The 14054-nt window shown below is 70.0% G+C and carries 10 protein-coding genes; 8 read left to right on the forward strand and 2 right to left on the reverse strand.

What is annotated here, in order from left to right:
- The first annotated feature begins 108 nt into the window (after positions 1-108).
- The 8 genes from ACXJKQ_RS06720 to ACXJKQ_RS06755 all read left to right on the forward strand — a co-directional run bounded on the left by ACXJKQ_RS06720 (position 109) and on the right by ACXJKQ_RS06755 (position 11338).
- Positions 109-1278, forward strand: coding sequence for a glycosyltransferase (locus ACXJKQ_RS06720; protein WP_457104992.1), 1170 nt, complete (start codon positions 109-111; stop codon positions 1276-1278).
- Positions 1279-1289: 11 nt separating this feature from the next.
- Positions 1290-3485 carry a GumC family protein gene (locus tag ACXJKQ_RS06725; protein ID WP_457104993.1) on the forward strand — a complete coding sequence of 732 codons (2196 nt, stop codon included), beginning with the start codon at positions 1290-1292 and terminating at the stop codon, positions 3483-3485.
- Entirely contained in the window at positions 3482-4708 is a 1227-nt protein-coding gene (locus ACXJKQ_RS06730; protein ID WP_457104994.1) for a glycosyltransferase, read from the forward strand. The genes ACXJKQ_RS06725 and ACXJKQ_RS06730 overlap by 4 nt, the downstream gene beginning before the upstream one ends.
- Before the next feature lie 44 nt (positions 4709-4752).
- Positions 4753-5889 carry a glycosyltransferase family 4 protein gene (locus ACXJKQ_RS06735; protein WP_457104995.1) on the forward strand — a complete coding sequence of 379 codons (1137 nt, stop codon included), beginning with the start codon at positions 4753-4755 and terminating at the stop codon, positions 5887-5889.
- Positions 5870-7129 carry a glycosyltransferase family 4 protein gene (locus tag ACXJKQ_RS06740; RefSeq protein ID WP_457104996.1) on the forward strand — a complete coding sequence of 420 codons (1260 nt, stop codon included), beginning with the start codon at positions 5870-5872 and terminating at the stop codon, positions 7127-7129. The genes ACXJKQ_RS06735 and ACXJKQ_RS06740 overlap by 20 nt, the downstream gene beginning before the upstream one ends.
- Before the next feature lie 110 nt (positions 7130-7239).
- Positions 7240-8463: a glycosyltransferase family 4 protein gene (locus tag ACXJKQ_RS06745; RefSeq protein ID WP_457105085.1), complete on the forward strand. Its 1224-nt coding sequence runs from the start codon at positions 7240-7242 to the stop codon at positions 8461-8463.
- Positions 8460-9968: a lipopolysaccharide biosynthesis protein gene (locus ACXJKQ_RS06750; protein WP_457104997.1), complete on the forward strand. Its 1509-nt coding sequence runs from the start codon at positions 8460-8462 to the stop codon at positions 9966-9968. Before ACXJKQ_RS06745 ends, ACXJKQ_RS06750 begins: the two co-directional genes overlap by 4 nt.
- Before the next feature lie 119 nt (positions 9969-10087).
- Positions 10088-11338 (forward strand): hypothetical protein, encoded by a 1251-nt coding sequence (locus ACXJKQ_RS06755; RefSeq protein ID WP_457104998.1) that lies wholly within the window; start codon positions 10088-10090, stop codon positions 11336-11338.
- A gap of 72 nt (positions 11339-11410) precedes the next feature.
- Here the strand turns inward: ACXJKQ_RS06755 and ACXJKQ_RS06760 are convergent, their stop codons facing one another.
- On the reverse strand, positions 11411-12892 hold the full coding sequence (locus ACXJKQ_RS06760; RefSeq protein WP_457104999.1) for an aldehyde dehydrogenase: 1482 nt from the start codon (positions 12890-12892) through the stop codon (positions 11411-11413).
- Positions 12893-12971: 79 nt separating this feature from the next.
- Positions 12972-13955 carry a GDP-mannose 4,6-dehydratase gene (gmd, locus tag ACXJKQ_RS06765; RefSeq protein WP_457105000.1) on the reverse strand — a complete coding sequence of 328 codons (984 nt, stop codon included), beginning with the start codon at positions 13953-13955 and terminating at the stop codon, positions 12972-12974.
- Positions 13956-14054: the final 99 nt, after the last annotated feature.

Raw genomic sequence — 14054 nt, forward strand, 5'->3', positions numbered from 1 at the left:
TCATGATCCTACTACCTTCCTGCGTGTGCCTGTGATCGCTGCCATACGTGAGACCGGCAGGACGGAACTCTTTCTTCCCGCGTCCGGCGCACTGACGAGGAAGCTGTGATGCGTGTCGCGATTGTTCACGACTGGTTGTATGTCGTCGGCGGCGCCGAGCGCGTGCTCGAGCAGCTGCTGAGGATCTACCCCGAGGCGGACGTCTACGCCCTGTTCGACTTCCTGCCGGCGGAAGACCGGGCGCGGCTGGGATACACGCACGCGCAGACCAGCTTCATCCAGCGGATGCCATTCGCGCGGACGCGGCATCGGAGCTACCTGCCGCTCATGCCGCTGGCGATCGAGCAATTCGACCTCTCGGCTTACGATCTGATCATTTCCAGCAGCTACGCTGTCGCGAAGGGGGTGCTGACTGGGCCGGACCAGCTCCACGTCTCCTACGTCCATTCGCCGATGCGCTACGCGTGGGACATGCAGCACACCTACCTGCGGGAGAGCGGCTGCGAGGCGGGCATGAAGAGCCTGCTGGCCCGTCTCATCCTGCACCGGATGCGCGTGTGGGACTTCCGCACGGCGGCCGGACCCAACGCGATCGTCGCCAATTCCGCCTTCGTCGCCCGCAGGATCCACAAGGTCTATGGCCGGACCGCGGAGGTCATCCACCCGCCGATCACGCTGCCGAACCAGCGTTTCGACGGGCCGCGCGGGAACCACTTCCTCGTCGCGAGCCGGCTCGTCCCCTACAAGAACGTCGAGGCGGTGGTGCGCGCGTTCGCCCTGCTTCCGGATCTCGAACTCGTGGTGGCAGGCTCTGGGCCGGACGCCGCGCGATTGCGGGAACTCGCCGGCCCCAACGTCTCGTTCGCCGGCTTCGTCCCCGACGCTGAGCTGCGCCACCTCATGGCCACAGCCCGGGCCTTCATCTTCGCGGCCGAGGAGGATTTCGGGATCATCGTGGTGGAGGCGACCTCGGAAGGCACGCCGGTCCTCGCCCTGGGCCGCGGCGGCGCGCGGGAGACCGTGCAGGTCCGGGGTCCGCAGCGCACCGGCATGTTCTTCGACACGCCCGAACCGCAGACCATCGCCGAGTGCGTCCGCCGTTTCATCCAGCAGGAGGGGCACTTCACGCGGGAGGCATGCTGGGCGCAGGCGGAGATGTTCTCGGCCGAGCTGTTCCGGAGCCGGTTCTCGAGTTTCGTCGAGGAGCAGTTGGCCCAGCATCGCTCGGCCTGCGAGACGCGTCCGCGCATCGTGCCGCGCCTCGAAGCGGTGGGCTGAGGGGGCGGCGCATGTCCTTCCTGACCGTCGATCTGGCCGATCGCGCCGCGGTTCGCGCCGTGCCTCAGGGTCCGGGGCGCAGCGGCCCGCTCGCCGCATCCCTCGCCCGGATCTGGCACCGGCGCTACCTCTTCGCCTCCGTGTTCGCCGCCGTGCTCGGGCTGGCGGTCATCGCCCTGACGATGATTGCGCCGCAATACGTGGCGGTCGGTTCCGTGATCGTGGCCGAAGCCGAGCCCGGCGCCCACAACGCCTCCATGGCCTGGATCCAGAAGATCGGTGACCCGGCCGACATCGAGAGCCAGATCCAGGTGATCCGCTCGCCCCGGCTGCTCCGCCTCGCGATCGATGACGGCCTCGTCGCCTCGGTCATGGCCGAGTGCCGCTACGCCGCCACCCGCGGGCATCCCGATCAGATCAGCGCCAAGAAGGACGCCGCCTGCACGACCCTCACGACCGATCGCAACGCCCTCGTCGAATATCTGCAGAAGCGCTACTCGGTCCTGAGTTCGGGCCGCTCGCGGATCATCACGATCGGCTACAGGTCGCCGCTGCCCGAGACGGCGCAGACGATGGCCAACGGCCTCATCAACGCCTTCCTCGACGACCAGCGCGAGGCCCAGGCCTCCAGCCGCAAGGCCGCGGCCGACTGGCTGCACACCGAGATCAGCCAGCTCGACGCCTCGATCCGCGCCGACGAGACCCGGATCCAGACCTTCCGGCGGCGCAAGGGACTGCTGAAGGGCGCGAACGCCCCCATCAGTTCCGAGCGCCTCACCAGCATCAGCCAGCAGCTCGCCGCCGCGGAGACCGCGAAGGCCGACGCCGCAGCCCGCCTGAGCGAGATCGAGAACAGGGGCGCGCATGGTGCCGACAGCGCCCCGGCGGTCCTGTCGAGCCAGACCGTGGTCTCCCTCAAGCAGCAACTCAGCGGCGTCAGCGCGCAGCTCGCCAACCAGAGCACCCTCCTGGGCGCCAACCACCCGATCATCCGGGCGCTGCAGACCGAGCAAGCCAGCCTGCGCGAGCGCATCGATCAGGAGATCGGCAATGTCGCGCGGGGCCTGCGCAAGTCCTACGAGGCGTCGAACGCCCTCGCCAAGTCCCTGCGCGCCCAGCTGGAGACCGCCAAGACGGATGCCGCCGCCGCCATGGACGACGAGGCCTCGATCGAGGGCATGGTGCGCAACGCGGAGATCAAGCGCACCCGCTACGCCGACCTCGTGAAGCGGGCCGGCGAACTCGAGACCGAGCGGCGCATCCTCACCGGAAGCACCCGGCTGGTGAGCCTCGCGGAGCTGCCGCAGGAGCCGTTCTCCCCCAAGGCCGTGCCGTTCCTGGCCGGCGGCATCGTCCTCGCGGGCGTGCTGGCGGCCGCCGCAGCGCTGCTGCGGGACTACACCGACCGGCGCGTGCGGACCTCCGAACAGCTCATGGCGGGCACCGGTGCCCCCGTCTTCGCCCAGCTGCCCTGCCTGGAGACTGCCGGCCTCGTCGGCCGCTTCTCCGACCGGTACCGGGAACTCGAACTCCCTGAGGCCCTGGCCCGGGCGCGGGTCGACCCGATGATGCAGAACGTTCTGCGCAACCTGCACGCGCATCTCGTTCTGGCGGGCGGCGGAAAGTCCCGCGTCGTCCTGGTGACCTCCGCCAAGCCGCGCGAGGGCAAGTCGTTCACGGCTTTCGCGATGGCCGTCATCGGCGCGGCCAGCGGACGGCGCGTCCTGGTGGTCGAGTGCGACCTGCGCCGCCCCAACTTCGAGGCATCCCTCGGGCTCGGGCGCGGACCGGGGCTCGGCGGTGTGCTCCGCGGCGAGATCGACCCGGCGGACGCCGTGGTCGCGGCGGGACGGTTCGACGTCATCCCGGCCGGGATTCCCACCGCGGATTCCACTGAACTCCTGATGAGCGATCGGATGGTCGACTTCCTCGACTGGAGCCGCCGTTACGACCTCGTCCTCCTCGACACGCCGCCGACCAGCCTGCTGATGGACGCGTCGATGCTCGCCCGCCACGTCGACGGCGTGCTCTGCTGCGCGCGTTACGGCCGCTCCCAGCTCTCGGACACGGTCGAGACCGTGGCGAACCTCCGGCGGGCCGGCGGCGCGGTGCTCGGCATCGCGATGACGATGGTCAGGCCGGGAAGCCAGTCGACCTACGATGTCATGCCGCTGCCCGATCCGCGCAATGTCGCGAGGGCGCGATGACCGGCATGCTCGGAGCCGAGGCGCTCGCCCAGGGCGGATCGATCGACCGGACCCGTGCCGGCCGGTCCGGGCGCGGCGTGCGCCCCCGCGTGCTGTTCGTCAGCCACACGGGCACGATGTCGGGGGCGGAGCTGGTGCTGCGCGATGCCGTCCGCCCCTGGCGGGGATCGACGGCGTTCCTGTTCGAGGACGGCGCCCTGGCCGAAGCCCTGCGGGGCGAAGGCCTGGAGATCCTCCTCGCGCGCCGCCGGACCGCGCTGACGGATCTGCGCAGGGACGTGTCGCCCCTGCGTGCCCTTCCGGTCCTCGGCCAGCTCGGCGCCCTCGCGCTGGAGATCGCGCGGGCGGCCCGCCGCTGCGACGTGGTCTATGCCAATTCTCAGAAGGCGTTCCTCCTGTCGGCGCTCGCCGCGCGCCTCGTCGGACGCCCCCTGATCTGGCACTTGCACGACATTCTGGACAACGCACATTTCGGCTTTGCCCAGCGTACCCTGCAGGTGAGACTGGCCAATCTCTGCGCGGCACAGGTGATCGTCCCCTCGGAGGCCGCCGCGCGCGCCTTCGCCAAGGCCGGCGGGCGCCGGTCGCTGATCCGGATCGTTCCCAACGGCCTCGACCTCGCCCGCGATCCGCGCCCCTCCGAGGCGTTACGGGCCGAACTCGGTCTGCCGGCCGGGCTCCTCGTCGGCGTATTCAGCCGTATCGCCCCCTGGAAGGGGCAGGACGTCCTGATCGACGCGCTGGCAAAGGTGCCGGACATGCGCTGCATCGTGGTGGGCGCCCCGTTGTTCGGCGAGGATGCCTTCGCGGCGCATCTGCGCGACCTCGCGGCGGCACTCGGTGTCTCGGACCGGGTCCAGTTCCTCGGCCAGCGCGCCGACGTGCCTCTGTTGATGCAGGCGGTCGACGCGGTGGTGCATCCCTCCGTCGACCCGGAGCCGTTCGGCCGCACCCTCGTCGAAGCGATGCTCGCGGGCGTGCCGGTGATCGCTACCGATGCCGGTGCGTCGGCGGAGATCCTCGATGGCGGTGCCGCCGGCACGCTGGTGCCGCCCCGGGATTCCGACCGCCTCGCGGCAACGCTCGCCGCGCTGCGAGACGATCCGGGCGCTTTCGCCACGCGCACCGATCTGGCTCGGGAACGAGCCCTCGCCCTCTACGGCGCAGACCGGATGCAGCGCGACCTCGACGATCTCATTTTCCACGCCGCCGACCGCGCCTGACGGGCCGGCGACCCACCTTCCCGATCGGAGCTGTCAGAGCCGCCATGCCGCGCGTCCTCGTGAACATGCCCAGTCAGCATGCCGGTCGGCCGTCGGGAGTCGCGCTCGTGGCTTTCCGGGTGATCGCCGGCCTGGTCGAGCGCGGCACCTTTACGGTCGTGCTGCGCTCGCCCTGGACCCGGGACCAGCTTCCCCCGGCGATCCGCGATCGGATCGAGATACTCACGGTGCCGCGCCCGCGCATCATGCTGCTCGATGTCCTGCGTCAGGCCCTCACCGTCCCGAGACTGTGCCGGGCGCGGGACATCGATGTCGTGCTGAATGCCGACCCCTACGGTGCGGCCTATGGCGGGCGTGCGCGGGTTAGCGTCGTACACGATCTCTACTTCCGCACGCTTCCCGAGCGTTTGGCCTCGCGCGAGGCCCTGACCACCGATCCGATCTTCCGGTTCGTCCTCGGCAACAGCGCCCGGGTGATAACCGTGTCCGAGACGACCCGGCGCGATCTTGTGCGCTTCTACCCGTCCCTCCGCGACCGGACGCAGACCGTGCCCTCCGCGCCGATGCTCGATCCCGCCGAGAACGAGCCCGCGGCCGGAATCCCGAGCGGTCGATTCGTGCTGGCCGTGGGCAACGCCCTCTACAACAAGAATTTCGCGACCCTTGCCAGAGCCGTGGCCGGTCTGGGGCGCCGAGGGATCGGCATCGTCCATGTCGGTGAAGACCCGGACGAGACGATCGCGACCGCCCTCGACGGCGCTCCCATCCCGCTGACGCGCCTGTCCCGGATCGGCGATGGCCAGCTGACCGCCCTCTATCGCGGCGCCCTGTGCCTCTGTGTGCCGTCCTTCGCCGAGGGCTTCTGCCTGCCCGTCCTGGAAGCGCAGGCACTCGGCTGCCCGGTGATCTGCTCGAACCGCTCCGCCACGCCCGAGATCGCGGGGGCCGGCGCCCTGACCTTCGACCCTGCCGACCCCGCGGCCCTCGCCGCATGCCTGGTCCGCCTGCTCGACGAGCCCGGCCTGCGGACCGGGCTGATCGCCCGCGGTCACGACAATGCCCGTCGGTACGACTGGGCGGAAACGGCGCGCCGTTACGAAGGGCTGCTGCTCGATGCGATCCGGGGTGCCGCCCCGGCAGCAACGACCCGGGAGGTGCCGCATGCGCATCCTGCACCTTAGCTCTCTTTACCCGCCCGAACAGGTCGGCGGTGCCGAACTGATGGTCGAGACCCTGGCCCGCACACAGGTTGGCCTCGGCCACGCCGTGGCCGTCGCCTGCGCGTCGCGGACGGTGGACAAGCCGGTCCTGCAGGACGGCGTCACCGTCTACCGCACGGGCTACGGGACCCCGTTCCATATCCTCGACTGGCCGCAGCGCGGACGCCTCGACCGGCTCCGCTACAAGCTCGCGTCACAATGGAATCGTGACGCGCTCGTCCGCTTCGCCGAGGCGGTCCGGCACTTCGCCCCGGATCTCGTCAACACGCACTCGATCTCCGAGCTGCCACCGGCCCTCTGGCCGATGCTGCGCCGGCTCGGCGTGCCGGTGGTGCACACGCTGCACGACTTCACCAGCCTCTGCACGAACGGCGCGATGGTACGCCACGGCCGCGCCTGCGCCGGCCAGCACCTCAAGTGCCGTCTCTACGCGGAGCCCCACCGTCGCTGCCAGCGCGCGGTCGACGCGGTCACGGCGGTGGGCACGGACATCCTGGATCGACATCTGGCCGCCGGGCTGTTCGCCACGGTGCCGGCCGACCGGCGCCGTGTGATCTGGAACCCGATCACGCCCGGCGCTCCGGCGACCCGCCCCGCGCGGCGGCCGGGCGAGCCGGTGCGGTTCGGCTACCTCGGCCGCATCGAGGCCGCCAAGGGTAGCGACGTGCTGATCGAAGCCTGCCGCCTGCTGCCCCGGCAGGGGTGGCGGCTCGAGATCGCCGGCCGGGCCGCGGACGGGATCGATCGGTACCGGGCGCTGGCGCAGGGTCTTCCGGTCTCCTTCCTTGGCTATGCCGAGCGAGACGCCTTTCTGGACGGGATCGATTGCCTCGTGGTCCCGCCGATCTGGCCCGAGCCCTTCGGCCGCACGGTCGCGGAAGCTTACGGGCGCGGCGTCCCGGTGATCGGGACGGCTGCCGGCGGGATCGGCGAGCAGATCGGGTGGGGCCCCTGGCTCGTTGCGCCCGGCGATGCCCCGGCGCTCGCCGCCGCGATGGCCCGGATCGTCGCGACGCCCGAGCATCTCGCGGAGGCCCCCGCGCGCGCCGCCGTCGTGCGCGCCGGCACCGATCCGGCCGCCGTCGCAGCCGCCTATCTCGACCTCTATGCCGCGACCCTCGACGCCGCGCGCATCGACCATCCGATCTCCGAGCGTCCTGCGCGCGCGGAGCGCCCGCATCTCAGCGAGTGCAGCCTATGATGAATCCCGCTTTGTCCCCAAGCTACGCCCGCCTGTTGCCGGATGCAGTGGATTCTGCGGTCCGCGCCCGGCCGACCGGCGGGACCGACCTCGCCGCCGTCACGGGTCCCCTGCGGATCCTGCATCTCAGTGCCCTCTATCCGCCCTATATCGTGGGCGGCGCGGAGCGCTCGGTGGAGCACCTCGCCGAGGAGCTGGTCGCGGCGGGACATACGGTGGCGGCCGCCTGCATCGCGCGTGAGCCGGAGCCCAAGGCGGTGCGGGGCGGCGTCACGGTCTACCGCATGGCGCATCACAACGATTTCTGGCTTGAGGACTGGCCGAAGGCCACCCGCTTCGGCCGCGCCTGGGCGAAGCTCAAGCAGCAGTGGAATTTCGCCATCGCGGCCGAGTTCGGCCGCGTCCTCGACGATTTCCGGCCCGACATCGTCAACACGCACTCGCTGCTCGACGTCTCGACCCTCGTCTGGCGCGAGGCGGCCAAGCGCGGAATCCCGATCGTCCATACGGTCTGCGAGTACGACCTGATCTGCGGCAACGCCGCCATGTTCCGGGACGGCAAGCCGTGCGAGCGCTGGCACCTGGGCTGCAAGGTCGTCAACGCCGCCAAGCAGATCACCAACCGCGCGGTGGACGCCGTCGTCAGCGTGGGCACCGAGATTCTCAAGACCCACGTCGATCACGGCCTCTTCGCCCATCTCGCGCCCGAGCGCCGCCGCGTGATCTACTACTCGTGCACGGTGCCAGAGGGTGATCCGGATACGCGCCGACGGATCGACCGCACGGGGCGCCCGATGACCTTCGGCTATCTCGGCCGGATCAATGTCGAGAAGGGCGTCGGCACGATGATCGACGCCTTCGGACGGATCGGCCCGGGCAACTGGCGCTGCCTCGTGGCCGGCCAGGCGATGGACGACTCGATCGAGCGCTTCAAGGCCCGGGCTGCGGGGTTGCCGATCGAATTCGTCGGCTGGGCCAAGCCTGCCGACTTCCTCAGCGAGATCGACGTGCTGGTCGTGCCCTCGTTCTGGGCCGAGCCGTCGCCGCGGACCATCTACGAGGCGTACACGATGGGCGTGCCGGTGATCGGCGCGGCCTCCGGCGGGATCCCGGAACTGATCGGAGAGGACAATACCGACTGGCTGTTCGAACCGGGCGATGCGGCCGATCTCGCCACGCGCCTGCAGGCGGTGATCGACCGCGGTCGCGGCGACCTGCCGGACGAACGCGCCTTCCAGCACGTCATCCGCGAATCGACGTCCGAGCGCGTCGCCGAGAAGTATCTCGACCTGTACGCCGAACTCGTCGCCGAGCGCCGGGCGRCCCGCCCGTGACCGCCGGCACGCCGGTTCTCACGGAGGCCGCCGCGGCCGAGGAGGAGCCGGGTCTCGCCTCCGCGGCGGTGACGAGCCGCTCCTTCGACGCGGCACGCTGGGTGGCGCTCGCCTCCACGGGCAACGTCGTCGTGAGCTTCGGCGTGTTCCTGGTTCTGGCTCGCCTCATCGAGCCCGCGGAATTCGGCATGGTGGCGATCGCCGCCGTCTTCATCGACATCCTGCAGATCGTGGCCCGGTGCGGCCTGCCGGACGCGGTTGTGCAGCGCGCGGACCTCGACGAGGATTTCGCCGCGACCGCGTTCTGGGTGATGCTCGTCACCGGGATCCTGTGTGCCGGGGCGCTCGTGGCGTTGTCCGGGCCGATCGCCTGGATCTTCGATCTCCCGGAATTGCGCCCGGTCCTCTGTGCGCTCTCGTTGTGCTTCGTGATCACGGCCGCGGGGGCGATCCACGAGGCGCGCCTCCAGAGGACCTTCGGCTTCCGCAAGCTGGCTCTGCGCGCCCTCGGCGCCAACATCCTCGGAGGCGCCGCGGCCCTCCTGCTCGCTCTCGGCGGCTACGGCGTCTGGAGCTTGGTCGTCCAGCGGCTCGTCGCGACCAGCGCCACCACGCTCCTGACCTGGGCCGCGTCGCGGTGGATCCCGCCCCTCCGGCTCAACGTCGCGGCCGTGCGCGAGCAGGTCGCGTTCGGTTCGCGACTGTTCTGCACGTATCTTCTCCTCGTCGCCTCCATCCGCAGCCAGGAGGTGATCGCGGCTTATTTTCTGTCCGCGACCGATGTCGGGTACCTCCGCCTCGCATGGCGCTGCATCGACCTCGTCAGCCAGGTGGCCGTCATCCCGCTCACCACGGTCGGGCTGACCACCTACGCGCGCCTCCAGGACCGACCGCCTGAACTGGCCGCGGCTTTCTATGGCTTCACCGAGGCCTCGGCCTTCCTCGCGGTCCCCGCCTTCTTCGGCATGGCGGCCGTCGCCCCGACGCTGATCCCCTTCCTGTTCGGCGACCAATGGCACGATGCGGCCCCGGTGCTCCGAATGCTGGCGTTCCTGGCCCCCGAATTCGTGGCCACCTCGATGCTGTGGATGATCTTCACGGCCCTCGGGCGGAACGGCACGGCCCTGCGCCTCGCGGGGGCGCAGTTCGGCCTCGGGGCGGCCGCCGCCGTCGTGACGGCACCGCTGGGCCTGACGGCGCTCGTGGCGGGACACGTGGTCCGGGCCTACCTGTTCACGCCGGTGATCGTGACCAGCGTCGGGCGCGTCCTCCCGGTGTCGAACGGCCGCGTAGTCCGGATCCTGCTGCCGATCACGCTGTGTGCCGGTGCCATGGCCGGCCTCGTGCTGGTGGTCCAGGATCCGCTGCACGCCATCCTCGGCGATCGGATCGGCCTCTTCGCGGCGGTCGGGGTCGGGATCCTCGCCTATGCGGGGCTCGCCCGGGTCTTCCTGTGGGACACCCTGCGTACGGCCCTCGGCTTCCTGATGCGTCGCGCGGCCTGATCTGCACGCTCCGCCAACCTTTGTGCGCGACACTGGGCACCCGGGAGGCGGAGCGGTCCGGCTCGGGAGGTTCGCGCGGCCCTCGTCGGCGGGAAGCGCGCGTTCGGACGATAGGCACCATGGCGGGACAGGCGTTGCCGATCCAGGAGACCGTGCCGGCCGCGTCCGCCACCGCAGACCGCATTGCGGTGTTCCTGCTCGGCGCCGCGCTCAACTTCAACGTTCTGACGTCGAGCTTCGGGCTTCCGTTCCAGCGCTTGTCCGACCTGCTGCCCTTCCTGCTCATTCCATGGCTCGGACTGCGCAGGGCCGTCGTTGCGGAAGCCCTGCGCAATGTCGCGCCCCTCGCCGGGATCCTGGCGCTCATCGCGGCGTCACTGGTCCTGAAGGGCCACAAGCAGGCGGGCGATACCTATCTCACGCTCGTACTGCTGCTCTACGTCGTGCAGGCGTTCATCCTGCTGGTGATGTTCCGCGACCGGCGCGTGGAGGACGCGTTCTGCGTCGGGCTGCTCGCGGGACTGCTCGCCTCGCTGGCGGTGCTGCTCCTCGCCGCTTCGGGCATGCCCCTCGAACGGTTCGGGCTCGCGGTGCCGACCGACGGGCTCGACGACGAACTGAAGCTGTTCGTGCAGGACAAGCAGGGCGGGCTCTGGGCCTCCGGAAACGAGACTGGCCACGTCTACGCGCTCGGCGGCGCGGCCGCCCTGGTGCTGAGCCTGCGCTACCGCCTGAAGGTGATCTACCTCGGCTATTTCGCGGCCCTGCTGGCGAGCTTTCCGTTCACCAACAATCGTGCCGGACTGTTCATGCCGCTCCTGTTCCTCGCTCTGCTGATGCGGCGGAACGTCAAGGCCTGGGCGGTGCTGGCGGTTCTCGGCGTCTCGGGGCTGCTGCTCGTCACCTGGGCGCTGACGGGAGACATCCCCCTGCCCGGGACCCTGGCACAGGCGATCGAGCGGCGTTTCGCCGAGGATCGCAATGTCAGCGGCAACTTCGACGAGCGCTTCCTGTCCGGAGTCACGGCGCTCCAGCTCGTCGTCGAGTACCCGTTCGGCGTCGGCGAGGTCACGCGGCGCGAGGAACTGCAGGCGCTGACCGGCCTCGTGACGCCCCACAACGGCTTCGTCTCGCTCGCCCTTCAGAGCGGAATCGCCACGGCGCTGCTCCTGATCGCCGGGCTCGGGCGGATCCTGCTGTCGCCCGCCGCCTTCGGCCGGTTCCTGACCTACAGTGCCCTGTTCCTCATCCCGTCGCTGATGTTCGAGGAGCTGTCGGTCAATCAGTACGTCCTCTTCTTCATGGGCTTCATCCTGGCCTCGCTCGCGCTCCCGGCCGACCCCGCACCCGCGGTCGACATGAGGGCTTAGCCTTCGAGGGGTCGGCCCGCGCCGGGTTGACCGGCCCGCCGGCCGCGCCGCGATCGGTCGGCGCGGAGGCGGTCACCGCATGACGAACGGGTTCTCCGGCGCATCCCGGCTCGTGGAGATCCAGACGCTCTTGGTCTCCAAATACTCGCGGATCGACTCGATGCCGCTCTCGCGGCCGATGCCCGAGCGCTTCATCCCGCCGAACGGCATCATGTAGCTCACCGCCCGATAGGTGTTCACCCAGACGGTGCCGGCCCGCAATCCCTTCGACATGCGCATCGCGCGGCCGATATCCTGGGTCCAGACGCCGGCGGCGAGCCCGTAGATCACGTCGTTGCCGACTTTCAGCGCCTCGGCCTCGTCCTCGAAGCCGATGATCGACAGGACCGGGCCGAACACCTCCTCCTGGGCGATGCGCATGTCGTTGGTGACGCCCGTGAAGATCGTCGGCTCGACGAACTGGCCGCCGAGCACCCCGGGACCGGAGGCGGGATTGCCGCCGAAGACGCAGCGCGCGCCCTCGCTCTTCGCGAGCGCGATGTAGTCGAGGACCTTCGTGTATTGCGGCGGCGTCGTGATCGGCCCGATATTGGTGTCGGCCTGCATCGGGTCGCCGAGCTTGGCGGTGCGGGCGAGCTCGACCAGGCGCTCGGTGAATTCCTGGCGGATGCTGTTCTGCACGAGGAGCCGCGAGCCGGCGATACAGGTCTGTCCGGTTGCCGCGAAGATGCCCGAAATCGCCCCCGCTGCGGCGGCCTTCAGGTCTGCATCGGCGAAGACGATGTTGGGCGACTTGCCGCCGAGTTCCAGCGACACGCGCTTGATCTGGCGCGCTGCTGCCTCATAGACCTTCGCCCCGGTCACGTCGGAGCCCGTGAAGGTGATCTTGGCGACGTCCGGGTGCTCGACGAGGGCGCTGCCCGCCTCGCCGCCGAAGCCGGTCACGACGTTGAACAGGCCGTCAGGCAGCCCGGCCTCCTTGGTCAGGCGGGCGAATTCGAGGGTGCTCGCCGAGGCGAACTCGGAGGGCTTCACCACGACGGCGCAGCCGGCCGCCAGGGCCGGGGCGCACTTCCAGGCTACGAACAGGAGCGGCGAGTTCCACGCCGTCAGCGCCCCGACCACGCCCACCGGCTCGTGCCGGGTGAACGCGAAGGTCTCGGGTTTGTCGATCGGCACCTGGGCGCCTTCGACCTTGTCGGCGAGCCCCGCGTAGTACCACCACCATTCGGGCTGGTACCGGGTCTGCCCGTACATTTCGGCGAACAGCTTGCCGTTGTCGCGGACCTCGATTTCGGCGAGCGCCCTGGCGTCGCGCTCCACGAGGTCGCCGATCCGGCGCAGAACCTTGCCGCGGGCCGAGGCCGTCATGGTGGCCCAGGGGCCGTCCCACATGGCGCGCTTGGCGGCGGCCGCCGCCCGGTCGACGTCGGCACGTCCGGCGCGCGGGATGCGCGCCCAGGGCTCGCCGCGATAGGGATCGATCGACTCGAACCACGAGCCCTCGACCGGATCGACGAACTGCCCGTCGATGTAGAGCTGGTAGGTCTTCACGGCGCGCCTCTCCGTCTGGGACTGCGCGCCATATGGATCGGCCGGCCGCCGTCGGCGAGCCTGCCCGCGGGCCGGCCGCTCAGGCGTTGGCGCTGAGGCGCTTGAGGTCAGCGTCGACCATCTCGGTGATCAGCGCCTCCAGGCTGGTCTGCGCCTCCCAGCCGAAGGTCGCCTTCGCCTTGGCGGGGTTGCCCAGCAGCACCTCGACCTCCGCCGGGCGGAACAGGGCCGGGTCGATGACGAGGTGCTCGTCGATGTTCAGGCCGACATGCTTGAACGCGATCGCGCACATGTCCCGCACCGTCGTGGTCCGGCCCGTGGCGATCACGTAGTCGTCCGGCCGGTCCTGCTGCAGCATCAGCCACATCGCCTGCACGTAGTCGCGAGCATGGCCCCAGTCGCGCTTGGCGTCGATGTTGCCCAGCCGCAGCTCCTTCTGCTTGCCGAGCTTGATCCGCGCCACCGCGTCCGTGACCTTGCGGGTGACGAACTCGACGCCCCGCAGCGGGCTCTCGTGGTTGAACAGGATGCCGTTCGAGGCGTGCAGATTGAAGCTCTCGCGGTAGTTGATCGTCATCCAGTGGGCATAGAGCTTGGCCACACCGTAGGGCGAGCGCGGGTAGAACGGCGTCGTCTCGCTCTGCTTGGCCTCCTGGATCAGGCCGAACATCTCCGAGGTCGAGGCCTGGTAGTAACGCGCCTGCGGCGCCACCGAGCGCAAGCATTCGAGCATATGCGCGGCGCCCAAGCCCGTGACCTGACCGGTCAGCAGCGGCTGCTGCCAGGACGAGGTCACGAACGACTGCGCGGCGAGGTTGTAGATCTCGTCGGGCTTGGCGGCCTGGACGATGCGCAACAGGGCGGATTGATCGAGCAGGTTGCCGTCGACCAGCTCGACATCGTCGAGGATGCCGAGCCATTTCAACCGGTGATCGAACACGCCGGCATGGCTGGAGCGGCGCACGATGCCGGTGACGGCGTAGCCCTTCTGCAGGAGCAGCTGCGCCAGATACGCCCCGTCCTGGCCCGTCACACCCGTGATCAGCGCTCGCTTGGCCGTCATGAACCCGTCCCGTTCCGAAGATGCCCGGCTGCTACGACCGCGACGCCCCGCGCGTCAAGGCGAGGCCCCGACATCAGTATTGTGCCAGGCGACCGCGAG

Source organism: Methylobacterium sp. P5_C11, assembly GCF_054049775.1.